The following is a 19,625-nucleotide window of genomic DNA, read 5'->3' on the forward strand; positions in this document are numbered from 1 at the left end:
GCCGTAAACCCAAGCACGCAGATTCCCGTTTCTTCCCCCTGGCAAGCGTCCCTATTCCCTTGCCGTTACCTATGGCTGAAGTTGACATCCCCCACTCCCTGATCCGGGAACACATGGTTGAGCTTTTACGCGGCGGCTTTGCCCCCAATGTGATCCTGCTACGCGAGTTTCACTATGACAAAGCGGGCATTCTATTGCCCGGCCTCCATTTCTCCGCCTGGATTCTGCTGGGCCACATGCAGGCCCGGCAACACACCCTGCTGCAGTTCATGAAAGACCCGCTCAGCAACCTGGAGATCTGGCCAGATGCCCACTGGCCTCCTAACCATGAGCCGCCAACAGCCCACGAGTGGAACACCGCCATAGATGCCTTTGAGCAGGAACAGGAAGAAATGGTGCAACTGGTGCAGAACCCCTCCACTGACTTATTCCAGGTGTACCCGAACGGCAAAACCTTGGCCTGGGCCGCCATGACCACTTTGCACCACAACGGCTACCACATTGGCCAGTTGAAAACCGTGGGCCGGCAGGTAGGCGTTTGGTAAAAATCAGGCATATAACGGCGCCTGCGAGGCAATGATCTCCTGCTTCAGGTCCTCGAAATCAATAGCGGGTAACTGGTTCGCATACGCCATCGGTTCCCCTTTCTGCAGAGGGTAGTTCAGGTAGCGCAGCAAGGGCCCTGCAATAACGGCGGCTCTTTCGGTCTGCTCCTGGGTAAGTTGCTCCATCCAGTAACCGGCCTGCCCTTTTTTCAGGTGCTTGGGGTTTTTCTGCTTCAGGGTAGAGAAACTCATGGCCACCTCCATCTCTTCCTGCTGCCGCTGATCCAGCTCAAGGCCTAAATAAGCTAGCAAGCGGTTCAGTTCCTGCCGGAAATCCAAAAGGAAGGCCTCATATAAGGTGATGTGGATTTGGTGCTGCTGGCTTAGCTTAAGGTGGTCAAACACGTGCCAGACCCATTCCTGCATGAGCGCATCAAAGTGTTTCTCCAGGTATTCCTCAGGGTCCCGGATGGGCTGGGGATAATACTTGAGCATGTACTCTGAGCAGTAATACTTGGCCGCCGAGATGGCCCGGTCCCGGGGATCCCGCAGAATGTACACCTTTTTGTCAAACAACCCGAAGACGTCGCCGCTGCGTTTACAAACCGGTGAATGGGTCCAGACGTGGTTCGTTTGCTGCACGTACTGGGCCAGGTTCTCTATGGGCATCCTGAAAATGCTGCTGATGCGGTAACTGTCCTGCAAATCCGTGATGTCCAGCACGTCAATGCTGGGCTGGCTGGGGTAATTGAGGTCCCAGGTCTGGGCCAGTTCATAGATGGGGTGGCGCTGGATAAAGCTTTGGGAGGGGTGGCCAGACCTGATCAGGACTTCCTGGATGATCTGGTACAGCCAGAAGTTTCCGCACTTAGGTGCGCCGCCTTGCAGAATATGCATGTGCCTTGGGTTTTGGATGGTTCCCCTACCTGACGGAATCCCCGGCCAAAGGTTTTACCCGCCCCTTCCGTTCCCAGTTAGAACCAGGCTAAGAGTTTGGTCTCCTTGCAGTATCTTGTGAGGCAAAAGGAAAGGGCAGCTTCCGGGCCGTTTTTGGCGTAGAAGGCTAAAAAAGCACCTAAAACCTTCACCCTTTTCGTAGATCATGAAAAACCTGTTCCCCTTTGAATCTAAGATAAACATCCGGCAACGAAAGGAAAGGATGGGGCAGGAACCCAAACTGGTATGGCTCACCGGGCTTTCCGGCTCGGGCAAAACCACCCTGGCGCTCCGGCTGGAGCATTACCTGTTCCACCAAGGCGGCAAGGTGTTCCTGCTGGATGGCGACAACGTGCGGCAGGGGCTCAACCGGGACTTGGGTTTTTCAGAAGCAGACCGTAAAGAAAACCTGCGCCGGGTGGCTGAGGTAGCCAAACTCATGCTAGACGCCGGCATGTTGGTCATCTGCGCGTTCATCTCGCCGTATGAAGAGGAGCGCCAACTGGTAAAGGAAATAGTGGGCGAAGACCGCTACCTGCAGGTGTACGTGAATGCTTCCCTGGCCACCTGCGAAGAGCGCGACACCAAGGGGCTGTACGCCAAAGCGCGGCAAGGCCTTATCCCAAACTTCACCGGCATCAGTGCCCCGTATGAGGCGCCGCTCTATTCAGACGTAGAGGTACGAACCGCAGAAGAGTCTATTGAGGAATCATTGCGCAAGATCATTGCCCTGGTAGAGCCCCTGGTGCTACCGGCCAACGTTGTGACCACCGCTTCCTCCCACGAGGTCTGACGCGTCATTTCAATCCTCCTTCTTCCAGCCTTTAGCGGGTCTTTTTCTAAAAACCCCTCCTTTTCTATTTTCCCAACAACGCATGATTTCCCCTGAACTCCACCTTCCTGAATTGCTGAAAACTGCCCAGACCGCAGCCCTAGAAGCTGGCCAGGCTATCTTGTCTATCTATGCTTCCGCTGACTTTGAAGTTGAATACAAAGACGACGCTTCTCCCCTCACCCGCGCGGACCAGGCGGCGCACTCGGTGATTAACCGGCACCTGGCCCCCTTGGGGTTACCCATTCTCTCTGAGGAAGGGGCGCAACTGGCGTATGACCAAAGAACCTTGTGGCCCTGGTACTGGCTGGTAGACCCTTTAGACGGTACCAAGGAGTTTATCAAACGCAATGGCGAGTTCACTGTGAACATTGCGCTCATGCAGAACACCAAACCGGTGGCCGGCGTAGTCTATGCCCCCGTTCTGGACACCCTGTATGCCGGCAGCCTTTTCACCGGGGTTTACAAAATAGAGAGAGGAATCTCCCAACCCCTGGCTCCCCTGGCCCAGAAGAGAACTTTAGATGCCTTGCGCCAGCTCCCATCGGTCAGAATCATTGCCTCCCGCACCCACAGCACCCCAGAGACAGAGGCCTTCATCCAGCAGTTTCAACAGGTGGAGTTGGTGAGCATGGGCAGCTCGCTCAAGTTCATGCTACTGGCCGAGCAGAAAGCGGATCTGTACCCGCGGTTTGCACCCACCATGGAATGGGACACCGCCGCTGCCCACGCGTTGCTTTCGGCTTTGGGGCAGGGCATTTACCTGCCAGACCTTTCCGGAGAGTTAACCTACAACAAGCCTTCTTTGCTCAACCCTTCGTTCCTGGCCTTTTAAAAAGGTACGGTTCCTGTGGTTCTGGCTGGCAGTGGGATTTCTTTTGCGCCTGTTTTCTGAAAACCATGCCTAAATCAGGATAGCTCTCCTGGGCTGGGAAAGCTGGGTTGGTAACTAAGCGGCAAACTTATATCTTCCGGCTTCCATCTATCAAACCAATTCCCGCATGTTGCAGAAGAAATCCGTGGCGCTGGCTGCCTTGGCCGTATTAACTTCCTTTTACTCCTTTGCCCAGGACAAGGCCTGGCCTGCTATTTTCCAGAAAATCAATGCCGAGGTGCAGGCCCATTCAAAAGCCTACTCTTCCCTGAAAACAGCCTCAGAGACCATTGGCCACCGCATGACCGGCTCGGAGAACGGGAAAAAGGCCGAGGAATTCGCGTACCGCCTCTTCAAAACCTACGGCTTTTCTGATGTGCGCTACCAGCCCTTTGAGGTGGAAAGCTGGAGCCGCGGTAAACTAACGTTACAGGTAGGCTCTGAGGCGGCGCGCCTGCAACCCATTAAATCCGTGTCACTGGCCCATTCGCCTGTGAAAATAAATCTAACCGGCCAGGTGGTAGACATGGGCAACGGACTGGAAGCGGATTATAAGGCTAAGCCCAACGCCGTGAAAGGAAAGGTGGCCCTGGTGTACCTAGGCGTGTTGCCGGGCTCGCCCGAAGGCACCCGCAGCCTGCACCGCTCTGAGAAAACCGCGCTGGCCATCAACAACGGTGCCACCGGCATCATCATTATCAACACCGTGGCCGGCGGTACGCTGCTCACCGGAACGGCCTCTGTCACGGGCAAGCTGATTCCTATTCCGGCGGTGTGCATTGGCCGCGAAGACGGGATGCGCCTCAAAGAACAGCTGCAGTCACAGCCGCTCACGGCCAAGATAGACATGACCAACTTCTCAGGCAAGATAAAGGCCCGGAACGTAATCGCCACCCTCAAAGGCACCTCGCTTCCGCAGGAGAAAATAGTGATAGGAGGCCACCTGGACACCTGGGATTTGGCTACTGGTGCCATTGACAACGGCATAGGGTCTTTCTCCGTGCTGGACATGGCCCGCACCTTTCAGGCGTTGAAGCTGCGCCCCAAGCGCACCATTGAGTTTGTCATGTTCATGGGCGAAGAGGAAGGTCTGCTGGGCTCAGAGGCCTATATTCAGGAGGCCCAGAAAAACAACACCCTGGCCCAGATGGCCTTCATGCTCAACTATGACATGACCAATGACCCCAAAGGCTATACCGCCAGCCAGGAAGCCTGCCGCGAGCTGTTCCAGTCTATTGGGGCCATCGCGGCCAAGATTGATACCACTTTCCTGAACAGCTTCAGTGCCCGGGCCGGGCTGCACTCAGACCATCAGCCGTTCATGCTGCACGGCATTCCTACGGGCGGGTCCTCGGGCGGAAAACTGCCTACCGGGGCCGGTGACTGCTACCACGCCGACTGTGATTCCTTTTCCCTGGTCAACGAGCAGCAGCTCAAGAACACCGTGCGGTTCAGCACCATGTTGTTGTACGGCCTCGCCGATGCAGCCACCATCCCGGCCAAGCGCCTCTCAGACGCTGAAACCAAAGCTTTCCTGCTCCAGAACAACCTCAAAGAACCCCTCAAGATAGCCGGCGAATGGCGCTGGAACGACTAAGCTTCAGGGAATAGCTTCAACTACTTAACCATTTATCCCCGCTTTGGGCCTGTTTTTTGAAAACAGGTCCAAAGCGGGGATAAATGGTTTTATGCAAAAAGGAAGCACTATTCAAGACGGACTTCCCTGGGCACTTTAACAACACCCCTTTAGGATAAAGGAAATCTAAGCTAGGAAATTTGCAGCCATTGGGCCGCCTCTGTTTCCTGTGAAAAGTTACGGACTTCAAATTTAACGGTTCCCGTGGTCTGCGCCCGCGTGACCACTGATTCCAGCCCCAGTTGGTGGAACAGGTTATCCGGCAATACCCGGGCTAGTTTCTTTAACCGCGTCTGCGAGAGCAGGCCATAGAAAACTCCCGCCACCATTCCTTCGCCTCCGCAGATAAGGCCCCTATGGCCTTGGCGTTGGCCACGGCGTTTTGCACCCCAGAATCACGCAAGGTGTTAAAGAGCATGGTGCCCCCTGTGATCATTTCTTTCTCATCTACCGGCCGTAGCCATTCTGCCCTCAGCAGGTCTTTCTCCTCATCTACCTCTATGCGGTAAAAGTCAGATTCATAAAATAGGTAGAAGGCCATGGCAGCGACAATTGGTAATTAGGTAGGCCAAAGGTAGAGTTTATATGACAGTTTCCTCGCCCCTCAACTCTTTGGGCCCTAACGTGGTAGGCACCTGAATTGGACCAAGCGCCAGGATTCGCCTTTCTTTTAACCCAGTTTGGCAAAATAAAGGAGGTAAACTATCAGAAAAGCACATTTTCTTCACCTTCCTTGCCAAATTTCTATTATTTCCTTATAAAAATCATTTTTTGGGAACATTTTACCGCTGAAATTACTTCCTTATTAAAAGCTAAATTTTTATGGGAACCTTTATATGTGCCACCGATTTTTCTTCCCTTGCTGAGAACGCAATTCATTACGCTGATGAGATTGGCCAGCGCATGCAATCGCGCATGGTGGTGATGCATACTTTATCTGAACCGGTAGAGGCAGAACTGGTGATGGCGGGTCAGGAACAAGGGGCAGAGGAAGGCAAGGGCAAAAAGAAAGCGGCCCGCACGCAACTGAAGCGCCTCCTGAGCTACCTGGAGCAGAATGACCACTTGGCTACCTATGACACCAAACTGCGGCAGGGAGAGATTGTCCCCTCTATCATCACTTTAGCAGAAGAAGAGCGGGCAGATTTTATTGTGCTTGGTTCCGCCTCTAAAAGAGGTGGCAGCATCAGTGAAAGACCGTCTGTCAGGGCCCAGGTGATTCAGCAGGCACCCTGTCCGGTTTTGGTTGTTCCGGCCCACACGAGCTTTAAGCCCATCAGACGTATGGTGCTGGCCACGGATTTGCGCGGCTTCTCTCCTTCTGACATGGCCTTGGTTCTACAGTTGGCTTCTTACTTTGGGGCGCAACTGCAGGTGTTGTATGTACTGCCTAAAGAAGAACCCACTACCCGGCAGTTTGTGCAAGAAGAACTGGAAAGGATCTGTAAACGCCTCCCCTACGCCCGCACCAGTCAGCACATAGTGGTCAACGCTTCGGTAGAGGAAGGAATCACAGAGTTCTGCCAGAGCCAGAGAACCGATTTGCTGGTGGTGGGCGCCCACTCCACCCCTGCCTGGCAACAGCTGGTGGGGCCAGAGTTCCAGGAGCCCACCTATCCGGCGCAGGTGCCCCTGCTGGTGATCCATCCTAAAAAAATCAGATTCTAAACGGTAACAAGACTTAGAACATCAAGGTCAAACACCAGGCGCTGCCTCAAAAGCCGGGGTAATAGGCCTACCTTACCCAGAGAGCAGGATTAATAGCCCGGCCCTCTTTTTTTTTGTAAGGATCTAATCTTTGATTTAATTTTCAGTTGGGGTGAAAGGTATTCAATCTGGGATGAAAAACTTGTCAAAATCCATCCATGCCTCAAAAACCTATCAAGTTCCTTGAACCGCTTCTGGGAAAGGCAAGGTTTGTTCCTGCCCAATGCTCCTTATTATAAGTTGGCCAAGCAAAGGCCAAGTGAGGCTGTCGCCACAAGAGAGTTTTAGACTTCCAGAAAAGGAGGTCCACGTTGGAAACCTGCACTCTATATTTCTTACTTCAGTGAAGAAAATAATCCAGCCTGAAAGGGAAAGCTTCTACACAGTCTGAGGCTCCTTCTCCAGGTTGAACAAGGCACTTAGGCCCTCCATCAAGGCTTCCGACTCCCCGCGCTGGCAGGCGGCCTTCAGTTCCAGCGCCGGCATCTTCACGATCTTGTTCAGGATGTTCCTGGTAATGGTCTCTACCAGTTCCTTTTCCTGGTGGCTGAGTTGCTTTACATACCGGGCCAGTTCGCGCTGCCGGATTTCCTCTAACCGGTTCTTGAACTGTTGCAAGGCCGGAGACATGCCCATTTCCTGGGTCCAGGCTGTAAATTCCACCATGGCCTCAGAGATAATTTCCTGCACGGCGGGTATGGCCCCTAAGCGATTGTCCAGGGCCTCAGTAGCGCGGTTTTTGATGTTGTCCACGTTGTAGACCTTGGTGCCGGCCAGTTGTTCCAAGGCGCTGTCTATGCTGCGGGGCATGGACAGGTCCACAAAAAACCGGGGGCGTAGGTCTCCTAATTTGGCCACGGCTTCCTTGCTGATAAAGAAATAATCGCCGGGCACCGAGGAAATCACCACTTCGGCCGTGGCCATCTCTTCCCAGACGTTCTCCCAGTAAATGGCACGGGCCTGGCATCTCTGGGCCAGGTCAAAGGCTTTGTGGTGGGTGCGGTTAGCAATGGTGATGTTGCGCACCCTTGATTTCTGGAAGTTGTCACAGACATTGGCTCCTATCTCTCCTACCCCCAGCATGAGTACCTTGGGGTTGTCCAGGCCTCTGGTGAGTTCTTCCACCAGTTCTACCGTGGCATAAGAGACCGAGGCAGCCCCGTCTTTGAAGCCGGTCTTGTTCACCACGCGTTTGTTCGTGAAGAAAATGGTGTGCAGCAGTCTGTGCAGGAACGGGCCTACCAAATTAGCCTCCGTAGCCCACTGGTAGGCGTTCTTCACCTGGTTCAGGATCTGCATGTCCCCTACCACCTGCGACTCCAGGCCCAGGGCCACCTGAAAAAGATGCCGCATGGCGTCCTGGAGATTGGTCAGGTGCTGGAAATAAGGGGCAATCTCCCGGGTGGCAATAAAGCCTTTCTCTAACGCAATGAGCTTGATAATCTCCTGTGAATAGTCTTTCTCCGCGGCATAATACACCTCTGTGCGGTTGCAGGTAGAGAGCACCAGCACCTCCTGGGCCGAGGTGAACTCCCTTATTTTATCCAGAAGATTCCGGCATCCTATCTCATTGAGCGCTACTGCTTCACGAACTGCAATAGGGGCGTGCTTGTACGATAAAGTAAGGGCTTTGAATACGTTCTGCATTGTTTTGACTAAAACCCAAGGCAAATTTCAGCAGAAGCAGCCGCCCTAACTATGATATTCGTCAGTTTTGCGGCTAGGATATATCAGTCTATTGGGATGTTTTGAGCCTGATTGCTGGAAAAAGGCCTAAAAACGGCTGGTGGCAGAGACACTCGTAGGACCTCCGGACACTACGAGGTCTTTGGAGCAAGCACTATGGCTGAGGCAGCAGCAGCACCTACCTTTTTTATCACCTCACTTGTTTGTTGTCAAATCCGGGTAGATTAAGGACTTGGTTTAATGGCGAGGTCTTAGTCCCCTTCTAAAACATCTTCTCTAAAGTTAGACCAGTAAATCAAAAGACCTCGTAGTGTCCGGAGGTCCTACGAGTGTCTCTGCCAACAGCCTTCCAAAGCAAACTGTTTTCCGGCGGTTTTCTATAAACCAGCCGGAAAACTACTGTCACGGGTACAGATAAGCTGGCTTCAAAAGCAGGTTCCTCCAGGCGGCCGCACACGAATTGAAGGCTCGCGCCAGTGAAAGCTGCTACATAAATCAAAAGCAATAAACTAGTTTTAAGCCTGTTCTCTTGAAATCAAGCCCAAAACACATTCACTCATTCTCTCCATCATTCAATCTCTCAATCATTCATTCTCTCACTGAACACTTAGTTCCGCATTTTGGCCAGCTTCTGGGAGTTCAGGATAAAGATCTTGCTGCCGCGGGTGTCAATGAGCTTTTCGTCTTTGAAGTCGGCGAGGGTACGGATGACGGTTTCTTTGGAGGCGCCTACAATGCTGGCCAGGTCCTCTCGGGAAATAGACATCTCGGTTACGATTTCCCCTTCTTGCTGGTACTGTTTCTCCAGCAGAATCAACGCCTCAGCCACCCGTTTGCGCACGGAATTATAGGCCAGTTTCAGGAGCCGGTCTTCGCGGTCGGCCAGGTTATCAGAGAGGATTTTGATGAACTTGTTAGCCACGTCGCGGTTCTGGTGCAGCAGCGTGAAAAAGTCCTCTTTGGGAATGAGGTACACCTCTGAGTCTTCCAGCGCCATGGCAGATTCACGGTAGGCGTTTTCCTCCAGTAGATCAAGATAACCAATGAAATCGCCGTCTTTGTAGAGGTTGGTGATGTACTCGCGGCCGTCTTCGTTGGCTTTGTAGGTTTTTACCTTGCCTTTGCTCAGGAAGAACAGCGCGTTGGGGTATTTGCCCTCTAAAAACAGGTTGTGCTTTTTCTTGAACACCGTTACCCGGCGCTCGTCTGAGATCAGCTTGTTCAGGTCTTCATAGCCTTTGGCCTCCTGAATGAACTGATCCAGGCCCTGCACGCTCTTCTGGAACTCCGCTTTCAGGAGTTCGTTTTTCTTGAGGCGCATTTCCACCGCGTCCAGCAATTCCAGGTCATCAAAGGGCTTGGTGAGGTAATCATCAGCGCCCAGTTTCATCCCTTTCCTGAAGTCGTCCTTCTCAGATTTGGCGGTCAGGAACACGAAGGGAATACTGGAAGTCTCTGGGCTTTTACTCAGCAGGTGCAGTACGCCGTACCCATCCAGCTGCGGCATCATGATGTCACAGATAATGAGGTCCGGCTGATCCCGGCGGGCCAGGTCTACGCCCACTTTCCCGTTCTCGGCTTCCACCACCTGGTAGTTGGCGAGCGAAAGAATCTCAGCGGTATTCTCCCTGATTTCCTGGTTGTCTTCTATGAGCAGTATTTTCTTCATGGCTAGGCGGGTTGCGGAAATGAAAGGTGAAAGGTGGTGCCCTGGTCCAGTGCACTCGTAAAGGTGAGCGCCCCTTCCATGACTTCTACGTATCTTTTGACAATGTTCAGGCCCAGGCCGGTGCCCTGGATGTTGGTGGCGTTCTGAGCCCTGAAAAACGGGGTAAACAAATGGGTGTGGTCTGGGGTGGGTATCCCGATGCCCTCATCCTGTACCGTGATGGCCACGGAACCGGGGGTAATGGCGGTGGTGAGGTGTATGGTCTTGCCCTCTGCCGAATATTTGCTCGCGTTAGAAAGCAGGTTGATGAGGATGTTCTTGAGCAGTTGCTTGTCCAGTTGCACGAATTCCTCGGAGCCCCGGTGCTGGAACTTAATCCTTTGCCCTTCCTTCACCAGCGCCTGCATGTCTTCCACCACCTCTTTGGTAAAGCCTACCAGGTTGAACCTGGACGGGATGTTGTACACTTTCCCTTCCTCAATGCGGCTCATGGACAGGAAGTCATTCAGGATCACGGTAAGGTTCTGTACAGCAGATTTGATGCGTTCTACGTGCTTCAGGCGCTTATCGTCTTCCTCAGTGGTTTTGTAGCGCGAGATGATGGAGGCCGAGGACAAGACCGTACTCAATGGTGTGCGGAACTCATGCGAGGCCGTGGTCACGAACCTGGACTTGAGCTCGTTCAGCTCTTTCTCTTTCTGCAGCGCTTTCTCAATATCCAGTTGCGCCTCATACAGAATGCGGTTCGTCTGCTCCAGTTTCTGGATGGCCTCGGCCAGCTCCTGGGTTCTTTCCTCTACTCGTTGCTCTAATTGGGCGTTGAGGGTCTGAATTTCACAGAGGCTTTTGGCGTGCTCTATGCTGTAGCGGATGGACCGCTCCAGATCATAGGGGTTGAAGGTACCTTTCACCAGGTAATCCAAAGCCCCGGCCCGCATGGCTTTCTCGTCCGTCTCACGGTCGGTTTGGCCGGTGAGCAGGATAAACGGGGCAGTGGTGCCTTCCGCCACCGCCTGCGTGATGAGTTCCAGCCCGTCATGTGCGCCCAGGAAGAAGTCTACCAGGTACACGTCATGCTTCCTCTTCCGGATGAGCCCGAGGGCTTCAGGGAAAGAAGCCGTCCAGTCCAGGTGGTAATGCCGGCCCGGTATGTCCTGAATGATGTCACGGGTGATCACGAAATCGTCTTCATCATCGTCCACTAACAAGATTCGTATTTGATCGGCCATGGGGTAAAGGTTATCGCCGTTTAAGCGGCAAATGGGTCATGTATTACGGCTGTTTTCTGAAAAACAGGCTAAAAACAGGTGACGGCAAAAAGTAGATCTACTGAAAAACCCTTGTTTCCCTCTTGCCTTCCCCATTTTGTCATTTTGAAAAGATCTTTTGAGCAAACTGGAAAGGCGGCGAAACAAACGCTATTACCGTTCGCCCACAAAATCCTTTCAGGATGACAGAAGGGGAAGGAAAACTCCACTTGGATGCCTACCCTAAGCGCAATCAATCAATCAATCAATCAATCAATCAATCAATCAATCCCTACGCCTTGGGAAGTTCCACTATCTCAAACCAATACTTGGTGAGGGTTTTCATCACGTCTACCAGCGCCGCGAAGGTCACGGGTTTGGTGATGAATGAGCTCACCCCCAGGTCATAAGTGCGCAGGATGTCTTCCTCGGCTTTGGAGGTTGTGAGCACCACCACCGGGATCACGCGCAGATGCTCATCGGCTTTTATCTCTTTCAAGGCTTCGCGCCCGTCTTTCTTGGGCATGTTGAGGTCCAGCAAGATGAGGCCGGGCGTAGGGTACTGGGTCTTGTCAGTGAACCGGCCGCGGTTGTGCAGGTAGTCTACCAATTCCTCGCCGTTTTCCACAAACTGGATTTCGTTCGTCAGGCGGTTCTCCTCTAAGGCGTCTTTGACCAGCATGCGGTCTTCGGCGTCATCATCGGCAATCAGAATCACAATGGTTCTTTTGTTGCGGCTCATAGTGTCAAGCTATTCCTGTAGGTGTCTGGTGGCAAGCGAAATGATAAACGTAGTGCCCACGCCGGGCGTGCTGCGGGCGGTGATATCTCCGCCGTGGCGGATGGCGATCTTGCGGCAAATGGCCAACCCGATGCCTGATCCCTCGTATTTCTGCCCTTCCAGACGCTGAAAGATATTAAAAATCCGGTCAAGGTACTTTTCGTCAAACCCAATGCCGTTGTCTGCCACCTCAATCTCCACGTGCTCATCTCCGGGGGTGGACGTTAAGTGGGCGGTACGTTGCACGTTACGCGCGGCAATGCGCACCACCGGGGTGCCAGAGTCTTTCCGGAACTTGATGGCGTTGCTGATCAGGTTCTGGAACAACTGGCGCATTTGGGTGGGTTCGGCCTCAATGGTGGGCAGCGGGGTGCGCTCAATCACCGTTTTGGTTTGCTCAATGGTGATCTCCAGGTCAGACAGTACCCCGTTCAGCACCGCGTTGAGGTCTACTTCCTCAAAGGGCTTTGACTTGGTGGTCACGCGGGAGAAAGTGAGCAGGTCATTAATGAGGTTCTGCATCCGCACCGCGGCGTTCAGCATGCGGTCTACATAATCCTGCCCCTGTCCACTGAGGTTAGCCTGCTCCTTGGTTTTGAGCCGGTCCCCGAAGGCCTGGATCTTGCGGAGCGGTTCCTGCAGGTCATGCGATGAGACATAGGCGAAATCCTGTAACTCGCCGTTGCTGCGCTCCAATTCGGCCGCGTACCGGCGTAGGCGTTCCTCGCTTACTTTCTGCTGCGTAATATCATGGATAAACCCGGTATAGACCTTGCGGTTGGTGAGCTGCACTTCACTGATGCTCAGGTACAGCGGAAAAACGGTGCCGTCTTTCTTTAAGCCAGAGACCTCGCGGCCAATGCCTATGATCTTGCGCTGGCCGGTGCGGTGGTAGTTTTCTATGTAGCCGTCATGCCGGCTGTGGTCGGGCTCGGGCATGAGCACCGAGATGTTCTTGCCTAGCAGCTCTTCCTCCTGGTACCCGAATAACCGGGCCGCAGACGGGTTGACCATTTCCATAATACCGCGGTCATCAATGGTGATAATGCCGTCTACCGCCGCCTGAATAATGGATTTGATTTTGTTCTCGCTTTCGCGCTGCGACTGCTCTGCCTTTTTCTGCTGGGAGATGTCATGCACAATGCCCGTGTAGATGACCTTGTCTTGCAGTTTCACCTCACTGATGCTGAGCAGGAACGGAAACAGGGAACCGTCTTTGCGCATGCCCACCACCTCGCGGCCTTTGCCTATGATCTGGCCTTCGCCGGTGCGGTGGTAATTTTCCAGGTACCCGTCATGGCGGCTTTTATCAGGTTCCGGCATCAGGATCTTGATGTTCTGCCCAATCACCTCTTCCGGGGCATACCCAAAAATGCGGGCGGCGGCCGGGTTCACGGTCTCAATAATACCGCGCTGGTCAATGGTGATGATGCCGTCAATGGCGGTGTCAATGATGGCTTTAAGGCGGGCCTGGTCATCCAGGTTCATCTGGCGGGGGGGCTGCAACGGTTCTTCCAAGTTCAGGTATTTTTATAAAAGTAGGCACTCTGGCCTTTTTTTTCAATGATCTTCGTCACTTCCCAACGAACGGAAAGGGATAGGAGTCTTATTTACGGCTTGTTGGCAGAAAAACAGGCTTAAAACAAAAAAGCTGTTTAGTAAAGCTGAAGGATTGACCACCCCGCTACCCTGGTTGGTATTTTCACCAACTACCTAGACGCAGGCCCCTTTTCGCTTGCTGGTGAAAACACGCAGCAAGGGCTAGGGTACTTTGTTTTGCCTTTACTAAACAGGTTCATCTTCCTGCTGCCCGGTGCAGAAAAACCCTTCTTTTGAAAATATGGCCTGGAAACCTGGGAATGGGTTGATCCTCCAGATGCACAAGGATTGGTCCTAGGTATTCTTCTCAGGTATCTCAGAAAACCTCCCAAGCCATCTTCTACGGGTGAATGGGGACTCAACCTTGAGGTGTTTTTAGGCTTCTTTTTCAAAACGGGGTTTGAAATGGCGGGGGCTTCCTCTGCTTTGTCCTTTCCTCCTGGCAGCCAGCACTTACGCTACCACCTCCCAAGCACCCACCTTTTCATAAAGAATCTTATTAAGGCGAAACGGAGTAAAAGGAAATAAGAACCACGTTCCCAACCCTTTAAAACCTACCCCTATGGAAAAGATTCTCTGCCTCACAGATTTCACCCCTATCTCAAAGGTTGCCATGGACTTCGCGCAGCAGTTGGCGGGCAGCTTGAAGGCCCAGTTGGTGTTGTTCCACAGCGTTCCGCAGGAAGAGCCGGTGCGCCACATGCCGGTGGGGGGCGTACCCTTCATGGAACCCATTCCAGATGTGGAGGAGCAGAAAAACAGGGAGACACAGGTAAGGCTGGCCAAGGAAAAGCTGTTCTCCTTTTCCCAAAACGTTCCCGGGGTACAGAGTGAGTTGCGGGTGGGCCCTATTACCACCACCCTGCCCCAGGCCGCCGCTGAGACCGAGGCAGATTTCATTGTGCTGGCGCACGAAGGGCTGGAGATTTCCTTTCCAGGCTCGGTGACCTCCAAGATCATTGGCACTGTGCCCTGCCCCGTGTTCGTTCTTCCGCCCCAGGCTACGTTCCAGCCCCTGCGCAAAATCGTGTATGCCACCGACCTGAAAGCGGACTCTTTCACTGACGTGAGTTTTGTAACGCAACTAGCCGCCGCCTTCAACGCAGAGATCCAGTTTCTGCACATTCTCATGGACGACGCCCTGGACACCCGTGCCCAGGCAGAGGCGGAGCTACGCTTGATCTGCCGGCGCTCAATGTACCCGCATATGAGCTACTTCCTGGAAACTGCCAAGAAAGTAGAACTCGGTATCCAGCACTTCTGCACCGCGCAACACGCAGACCTGTTGGTGATGGGCTCCCGCAATAACAATTTCTGGCAACTTTTCTTCCAGAGCAAAACCCAGACCATCAGCTCGCACCCGCTTCTGCCGTTGTTAGTACTGCCTTACAAGAAATAGCCCGGTAGACCAGGCAGCCCCGCGCAGCGGAAAGAGGACAGGAAGAGCCCAGACTGACAACCATCATTTTAGGCTTTGACCAAGGTCATTTCGGTTGCATAGGGGCCAGGGTACTTTTGTTGCAGAAATCAGCTCCTTTTGTTGGTTTTCCTTAACGTGACACGCTTATGGCTACCCTTCTAGTTCCCACCGATTTTTCAAAAACCGCTACCAATGCGGTGCATTATGCCGCCTCGCTGGCGGTAAGCACCGGTAGCAGGTTGCTGGTGGTGCACACCGTGAGTGTGCCCACCTCTGCTTTACCAGAGAGCATGCCTCTGCTGGCCATAGATACGCACCTGATTGAGTATTCTGAGGAGGAACTGCAGAAGCTGGCCTTGCAGCTGAAGCAGACGTATGCGCTGGAGGTGGAAACGTTCTGCCTTTACGGGCCCTTTATTCCGCTGGTCAATGACCTAGTGAAGACGCAGGCCGTGGACCTGGTGGTCATGGGCACCAAAGGAGCCAGCAATGTCCTGAGCAAACTGGTGGGCACCAACACCTCCACCTTCATCAAAGAGGCTCCCTGCCCCGTGTTGGTGGTGCCTGGCCAGGCCACCTTCCGCACGGTGCGCCACATAGCGTACGCCTCTGACTTTGAGACCGAGGAGACCGTGTACCTGAAACAGCTTTTCCAGGTGGCGGCGGGGTTGGGCGCTGAGGTGCACATCATCAACGTGACCAGTGAGACGGAGCTGAATATTGTCCCTGATGAACAGGTACTCAAAAGCATCGCCAAGAACTTTCCCCGGCAGAACTATAGCGTGGCGCAACTACCACATGAAGACGTGGTAACCGGTCTCAGGGAATTTGTGGAGGAGAACCAGATGGATTTGCTGGCCGTCTCCATCCAGGACCGCGACCTGCTGGAAAGCCTTTTCCACCACAGCATCACCAAAGAGCTGGCGCTGCAGGCTTTCACGCCTTTGTTAACGCTGCCCGCCAACCCGTACCATTATCAGGCGCCCCGCCCTACCCTCCCCAAAGGGGTTCCGGTAGGATAGTTTCCCCTTGCCCGTTGTGCAACCTTCGTGTGTTCTTTTCGCATGAAAAAGAGAACCTTCTACGTGCTGAGTCTGGCGGTTTGGGTTTTAATGGGACCAAGCGCTTTCCAGCAAACCACCACCTTTGCCCCTGCCGTTCAAGTGGCCCGTTTACAGCAGGCCATCCTCAAATACCAGGCGCTGGCCCAGCAGAACCAATGGGTTTTCTTTAAGGAGAATGTGTGCTTCAAAGCCGAGGAATCCGATACCTGCCACGTTGACTTAAGGCAAAACCTCCTGCTTACCGGTGACTTACCGGCCACCGTGGCGCCAGAAGACAGCACCTATGACGCCCACCTGCAACAGGCTGTGAGGTGGTTCCAGCGCCGGCACGGCCTCCCGGCCGATGGCGTGGTTGGAAACCAGACGCTGGAAGCCCTGAACGTTTCGCCCGCCCAACGCCTCCGGCAGCTCCAGGTTAACCTGCAACGGCGGCAGGAAGCTGCTGCCCAGGTACCTGAACGCCAGGTCTTGGTCAACATCCCCAACTTCACCCTGCACCTGCTGGACTCCACGGGCCGGGAAGCCTGGCAGACGCGGGTGGTGGTAGGCCAACCAGGAGAAGCCTACCAGACCCTCCCTCTGGAGAGCCGCATCGGGTATCTGGTCCTGAACCCTACCTGGACGGTGCCCCAAAGCATCTTCCGGCGTGAGATCATCCCCCTCATGCGGAGAGACCCGGCCTACCTGGCCCGGAACCGGATGCAGCTTTTCCGACTCTCTGGCACCACCCGCACGTTAGTCTCTCCGGCCAGCGTGAACTGGCACCGCCTAGACCCGGCCAAAGAACCTTATCTGGTGGTGCAGTCGCCGGGGGCAAATAATGCCTTGGGCCGCATCAAGTTCATGTTCGCTAACCCACATGACATCTACCTGCATGATACCCCGGCCAAGGCCCTTTTTCAGCACCCAACCCGGGTCTACAGCCATGGCTGCGTACGCGTGCAGCACCCAGAAACCTTGGCTACCTACTTATTGAACCACCACTGGCCCCAGAATTTACCGCCCGCTCCGCTTCTGAAACAAACCTCCCCAGAAAAAGCCATCTTCTTGCCCACACCAGTCAAGGTGAAATTGGCCTATTACACCAGTTGGGTAGATGATGCTGGGCAACTCCACTTCAGGAAAGACCTCTACGGCTTAGACAGAAATGCCCTGCTGTGGTTTGGGTTGTAAACGGCCGGACCCTTCACCTGATCATCGCTTTATAGGTATTCCCAGCCTGGCGTTAGGGTTGAAATATACCAGCGTTTTTCCTACTTTATCAGGAAAAGGCCCCTGAATCACCTTTCTGAGCAAGTGGTGTTTCAGGGGCCTTTCTATAAAATCTGCTGGTAAACAGGTTGCTTCTTTGAGCTTTACACCACCTCAACCAGGACCTCAGGAAAGGATGGCAGGGCTCCACACCAGGCAACTGCGGGTGGGTAAAACGGAGGGAGAGATTGGCAATTTGACCCACCACCTGGCTGCTCCTTTTACGCCTGGTTTTCCAGAAGTAGCCCTCAAATAACCCACCTGAAAAAGCAGGACAGCGGCGGCATCTGCTAGGAGCAGCGAAGAAAATCCTAGGGTGAGTTTATGGATTCAGGGGCCTTGCCGCATCTTGTGGTAAAAGAAGGAGGCCCAGCAGGACGCCAGGGTTTCAAACTTTCCTTTAAATCAGTTTCTTTAGGCAAGCATACCGGTCTACTCTATGTTTCTAAAACTGTTCTCCCGCGCCAAACCGCCCCAAGACCTGGACCTGATCCAGCAGTACCGCGACACGGGCGAGCTGGCGCTGGTAGGGCAATTGTTTGAGCGGTACACTGAGATGGTGTACCTGGTGTGCCTGAAGTACCTGAAAGACGAAGACGAAAGCAAAGATGCCACCATGCACATCTTTGAGCACCTCATCACAGCGCTGCATAAGCATGAGATCACCAATTTCAAGAGCTGGCTGCACGTGCTGGCCAAGAACCATTGCCTCATGTACCTCCGGACCAAGAAAAGCCGCGGCGTGTCACCCTTGGATGATACCTTGCTGCCGGCCGTGGAGAAAACGGCTTTTGCTGAACCAGACCCTGACCAGGACCAGGAACAGCAGGTGCAACTCCTGGCCAAAGCCCTGCAAGAGCTGGGTCCGGAGCAACGCGTGTGCGTAGACCTCTTTTACCTGCAGAAAAAAAGCTACAAAGAAGTAGCCGACCTGACCGGATATGACCTTGGCCAAGTGAAAAGCCACATCCAGAATGGCAAACGAAACCTGAAAAACTTCATGAACAAAAACTATGAGCAGGAGTAACCACCAACACGCTTGGGAAACCGAGGAGCATCCATCGCTGGAGGAGCTGCGGCACTACCAATCCGGTGACCTATCCGCTCCCCAACGGCACCAGATAGAACAGCACCTGGTTTCCTGTGAGATGTGCGCTGACCTTCTGGAAGGCATGCACCTGGCCCAACCTGCCCGCGTGGCACGGGCGGTGCGGGAAACGCGGGGCCGGCTGAAAAACCTGCTGGCCCAGAAAAAGCGCAAAAGGAAAGCGTTTCACTTACCCCTCTGGCAAATTATTGCCCTGCTGTTCGTGCTGGTCTTCGCCTTAGCCGAGGTGGTGTACCATCATTATTTCAACCGACCTGCCTCTCATTCCGCTCCGCAGACCCAGGAAACTACTGTTCCCTGGAAACTGAAGGGGAAGGTGTTGTCCCCTGAGGGTATTCCCTTACAGGGAGCCAAAGTGCAGGTGATGGGAGACACGGCCAAAAGGGAGACAGATGCCCAAGGTTTCTTTGAGATGGACCTAACCTCAGGGAAGGCGGAGCTGACGATCAGTTATCCAGCATATCCTCCTAAAGGTGCCTATGTTGCTCCTACCAATGACACCCTTCAGTTTTCCATGGCAAGGTCTAAATAGATTACCTGCTTATTCCTGCACCTGATGAACCAAAACCTCTTCCAGACGTGGCAAGCCGTGGCTTCTCAGTATACGCAGAACGATTCTCTGATCAGGCAATTCTGGGAAGAATTGGAAAAGGCGTATTCAGCTAAATCATGTTACTACCACAACCTGCATCACCTTGAGGCCATGTGTTACTTAGCAGATGTGCATCAGCAGCAGCTTTTGTCCTTGCCTATGGTGGCGCTCGCCAATTTCTACCATGATGTGGTATACAGCGCCAGCAGTAAAGTGAATGAGGAGAAAAGTGCCGAACTCGCGCAGCGCAGGTTGCAGGCCTTGGGGGTGCCGCAGGAGGAGATTGCCTTGGTGGAGGAAATGATCCTCGCCACTAAAAATCACCAAACCCACGCTAACGGAAACCCAGATGTTCTTTGGCTGCTGGATTTTGATTTGGCCATTTTGGGTGCCCCTTGGGAAAAGTACCTGCTTTACAGCCAGCAGATCAGGAAAGAATATAGCTTGTACCCGGACTTCCTCTACAACCCGGGCAGGAAAAAGGTCCTTCAGCGCTTTCTGGAGAAAAAGACCATCTACCTGACAGGGGTCTTCCAGGCGGAATATGAGCCGTTGGCACGAATAAATCTGGAAAAAGAATTTCTTCTATTAAACGCATCCTAAGCCCTTCTTGTAAATTGCCTCCGGAGCAGGTGGATTTCAGGCTTGTTTTAAGAAAAGCACACCTAAACGAGCTGG

At 53.5% G+C, this 19,625-nt stretch carries 19 protein-coding genes; 11 read left to right on the plus strand and 8 right to left on the minus strand.

Annotation, left to right across the window (positions count from 1 at the left end; all coding sequences use genetic code 11):
• Window positions 1-71: 71 nt before the first annotated feature.
• Window positions 72-545 (plus strand): hypothetical protein, encoded by a 474-nt coding sequence (locus FOE74_RS19355; protein WP_149100292.1) that lies wholly within the window; start codon window positions 72-74, stop codon window positions 543-545.
• Window positions 546-548: 3 nt separating this feature from the next.
• Here the strand turns inward: FOE74_RS19355 and FOE74_RS19360 are convergent, their stop codons facing one another.
• On the minus strand, window positions 549-1,442 hold the full coding sequence (locus FOE74_RS19360; RefSeq protein ID WP_149100293.1) for a sulfotransferase domain-containing protein: 894 nt from the start codon (window positions 1,440-1,442) through the stop codon (window positions 549-551).
• 205 nt (window positions 1,443-1,647) lie between these two features.
• On the opposite strand from FOE74_RS19360, the gene cysC reads away from it, so the two are divergent.
• From cysC to FOE74_RS19375, 3 genes are all read left to right on the plus strand, one after another.
• On the plus strand, window positions 1,648-2,274 hold the full coding sequence (cysC, locus tag FOE74_RS19365; protein ID WP_149100294.1) for an adenylyl-sulfate kinase: 627 nt from the start codon (window positions 1,648-1,650) through the stop codon (window positions 2,272-2,274).
• Window positions 2,275-2,356: 82 nt separating this feature from the next.
• A complete protein-coding gene (cysQ, locus tag FOE74_RS19370; RefSeq protein ID WP_149100295.1) occupies window positions 2,357-3,148 on the plus strand; it encodes a 3'(2'),5'-bisphosphate nucleotidase CysQ in 792 nt (263 codons plus the stop codon).
• 166 nt (window positions 3,149-3,314) lie between these two features.
• The gene (locus FOE74_RS19375) at window positions 3,315-4,784 is read left to right on the plus strand and encodes a M28 family peptidase (protein WP_149100296.1); all 1,470 of its coding nucleotides are present in this window, start codon (window positions 3,315-3,317) and stop codon (window positions 4,782-4,784) included.
• A gap of 170 nt (window positions 4,785-4,954) precedes the next feature.
• Here FOE74_RS19375 and FOE74_RS21505 read toward each other — a convergent pair whose 3' ends face one another.
• Both FOE74_RS21505 and FOE74_RS21510 read right to left on the minus strand, forming a co-directional pair.
• Window positions 4,955-5,152, minus strand: a complete 198-nt coding sequence (locus tag FOE74_RS21505; RefSeq protein ID WP_225840897.1) for a hypothetical protein — start codon at window positions 5,150-5,152, stop codon at window positions 4,955-4,957.
• Window positions 5,107-5,364: a hypothetical protein gene (locus FOE74_RS21510; protein WP_225840898.1), complete on the minus strand. Its 258-nt coding sequence runs from the start codon at window positions 5,362-5,364 to the stop codon at window positions 5,107-5,109. Before FOE74_RS21510 ends, FOE74_RS21505 begins: the two co-directional genes overlap by 46 nt.
• Window positions 5,365-5,645: 281 nt before the next feature.
• On the opposite strand from FOE74_RS21510, the gene FOE74_RS19385 reads away from it, so the two are divergent.
• Window positions 5,646-6,491 (plus strand): universal stress protein, encoded by an 846-nt coding sequence (locus FOE74_RS19385; protein WP_149100297.1) that lies wholly within the window; start codon window positions 5,646-5,648, stop codon window positions 6,489-6,491.
• A 417-nt stretch (window positions 6,492-6,908) separates the two neighbouring features.
• On the opposite strand, the gene hemA is transcribed toward FOE74_RS19385, so the two are convergent.
• The 5 genes from hemA to FOE74_RS19410 all read right to left on the minus strand — a co-directional run bounded on the left by hemA (window position 6,909) and on the right by FOE74_RS19410 (window position 13,431).
• Window positions 6,909-8,177: a glutamyl-tRNA reductase gene (gene hemA / locus FOE74_RS19390; RefSeq protein WP_149100298.1), complete on the minus strand. Its 1,269-nt coding sequence runs from the start codon at window positions 8,175-8,177 to the stop codon at window positions 6,909-6,911.
• A gap of 646 nt (window positions 8,178-8,823) precedes the next feature.
• The gene (locus FOE74_RS19395; RefSeq protein WP_149100299.1) at window positions 8,824-9,885 is read right to left on the minus strand and encodes a response regulator; all 1,062 of its coding nucleotides are present in this window, start codon (window positions 9,883-9,885) and stop codon (window positions 8,824-8,826) included.
• Window positions 9,886-9,887: 2 nt separating this feature from the next.
• Window positions 9,888-11,114, minus strand: coding sequence for a hybrid sensor histidine kinase/response regulator (locus tag FOE74_RS19400; protein WP_149100300.1), 1,227 nt, complete (start codon window positions 11,112-11,114; stop codon window positions 9,888-9,890).
• A gap of 310 nt (window positions 11,115-11,424) precedes the next feature.
• Window positions 11,425-11,874: a response regulator gene (locus FOE74_RS19405; RefSeq protein WP_149100301.1), complete on the minus strand. Its 450-nt coding sequence runs from the start codon at window positions 11,872-11,874 to the stop codon at window positions 11,425-11,427.
• Between the two features lie 9 nt (window positions 11,875-11,883).
• Window positions 11,884-13,431 carry a sensor histidine kinase gene (locus FOE74_RS19410; RefSeq protein WP_225840899.1) on the minus strand — a complete coding sequence of 516 codons (1,548 nt, stop codon included), beginning with the start codon at window positions 13,429-13,431 and terminating at the stop codon, window positions 11,884-11,886.
• 643 nt (window positions 13,432-14,074) lie between these two features.
• On the opposite strand from FOE74_RS19410, the gene FOE74_RS19415 reads away from it, so the two are divergent.
• The 6 genes from FOE74_RS19415 to FOE74_RS19440 all read left to right on the plus strand — a co-directional run bounded on the left by FOE74_RS19415 (window position 14,075) and on the right by FOE74_RS19440 (window position 19,550).
• A complete protein-coding gene (locus FOE74_RS19415; RefSeq protein WP_149100302.1) occupies window positions 14,075-14,911 on the plus strand; it encodes a universal stress protein in 837 nt (278 codons plus the stop codon).
• 167 nt (window positions 14,912-15,078) lie between these two features.
• Entirely contained in the window at window positions 15,079-15,954 is an 876-nt protein-coding gene (locus tag FOE74_RS19420) for a universal stress protein (protein ID WP_149100303.1), read from the plus strand.
• Between the two features lie 42 nt (window positions 15,955-15,996).
• Window positions 15,997-17,169, plus strand: coding sequence for a L,D-transpeptidase family protein (locus FOE74_RS19425; RefSeq protein WP_149100304.1), 1,173 nt, complete (start codon window positions 15,997-15,999; stop codon window positions 17,167-17,169).
• A gap of 517 nt (window positions 17,170-17,686) precedes the next feature.
• A complete protein-coding gene (locus FOE74_RS19430; RefSeq protein WP_149100305.1) occupies window positions 17,687-18,274 on the plus strand; it encodes an RNA polymerase sigma factor in 588 nt (195 codons plus the stop codon).
• Complete coding sequence (locus tag FOE74_RS19435) at window positions 18,261-18,887, plus strand: carboxypeptidase regulatory-like domain-containing protein (RefSeq protein ID WP_149100306.1); 627 nt, start codon at window positions 18,261-18,263, stop codon at window positions 18,885-18,887. Before FOE74_RS19430 ends, FOE74_RS19435 begins: the two co-directional genes overlap by 14 nt.
• Before the next feature lie 24 nt (window positions 18,888-18,911).
• Window positions 18,912-19,550, plus strand: coding sequence for an HD domain-containing protein (locus FOE74_RS19440; RefSeq protein ID WP_149100307.1), 639 nt, complete (start codon window positions 18,912-18,914; stop codon window positions 19,548-19,550).
• Window positions 19,551-19,625 lie beyond the last annotated feature (75 nt).

The sequence above is a fragment of the Rufibacter glacialis genome (genome assembly GCF_008271745.1).
Lineage (GTDB): Bacteria > Bacteroidota > Bacteroidia > Cytophagales > Hymenobacteraceae > Nibribacter > Nibribacter glacialis.

Coding starts and splice junctions, on each gene's coding strand:
- FOE74_RS19355 (WP_149100292.1), top strand. CDS start 72: ATGGCTGAAGTTGACATCCCCCACTCCCTGATCCGGGAACACATGGTT.
- FOE74_RS19360 (WP_149100293.1), bottom strand. CDS start 1,442: ATGCATATTCTGCAAGGCGGCGCACCTAAGTGCGGAAACTTCTGGCTG.
- cysC (WP_149100294.1), top strand. CDS start 1,648: ATGAAAAACCTGTTCCCCTTTGAATCTAAGATAAACATCCGGCAACGA.
- cysQ (WP_149100295.1), top strand. CDS start 2,357: ATGATTTCCCCTGAACTCCACCTTCCTGAATTGCTGAAAACTGCCCAG.
- FOE74_RS19375 (WP_149100296.1), top strand. CDS start 3,315: ATGTTGCAGAAGAAATCCGTGGCGCTGGCTGCCTTGGCCGTATTAACT.
- FOE74_RS21505 (WP_225840897.1), bottom strand. CDS start 5,152: ATGGTGGCGGGAGTTTTCTATGGCCTGCTCTCGCAGACGCGGTTAAAG.
- FOE74_RS21510 (WP_225840898.1), bottom strand. CDS start 5,364: ATGGCCTTCTACCTATTTTATGAATCTGACTTTTACCGCATAGAGGTA.
- FOE74_RS19385 (WP_149100297.1), top strand. CDS start 5,646: ATGGGAACCTTTATATGTGCCACCGATTTTTCTTCCCTTGCTGAGAAC.
- hemA (WP_149100298.1), bottom strand. CDS start 8,177: ATGCAGAACGTATTCAAAGCCCTTACTTTATCGTACAAGCACGCCCCT.
- FOE74_RS19395 (WP_149100299.1), bottom strand. CDS start 9,885: ATGAAGAAAATACTGCTCATAGAAGACAACCAGGAAATCAGGGAGAAT.
- FOE74_RS19400 (WP_149100300.1), bottom strand. CDS start 11,114: ATGGCCGATCAAATACGAATCTTGTTAGTGGACGATGATGAAGACGAT.
- FOE74_RS19405 (WP_149100301.1), bottom strand. CDS start 11,874: ATGAGCCGCAACAAAAGAACCATTGTGATTCTGATTGCCGATGATGAC.
- FOE74_RS19415 (WP_149100302.1), top strand. CDS start 14,075: ATGGAAAAGATTCTCTGCCTCACAGATTTCACCCCTATCTCAAAGGTT.
- FOE74_RS19420 (WP_149100303.1), top strand. CDS start 15,079: ATGGCTACCCTTCTAGTTCCCACCGATTTTTCAAAAACCGCTACCAAT.
- FOE74_RS19425 (WP_149100304.1), top strand. CDS start 15,997: ATGAAAAAGAGAACCTTCTACGTGCTGAGTCTGGCGGTTTGGGTTTTA.
- FOE74_RS19430 (WP_149100305.1), top strand. CDS start 17,687: ATGTTTCTAAAACTGTTCTCCCGCGCCAAACCGCCCCAAGACCTGGAC.
- FOE74_RS19435 (WP_149100306.1), top strand. CDS start 18,261: ATGAGCAGGAGTAACCACCAACACGCTTGGGAAACCGAGGAGCATCCA.
- FOE74_RS19440 (WP_149100307.1), top strand. CDS start 18,912: ATGAACCAAAACCTCTTCCAGACGTGGCAAGCCGTGGCTTCTCAGTAT.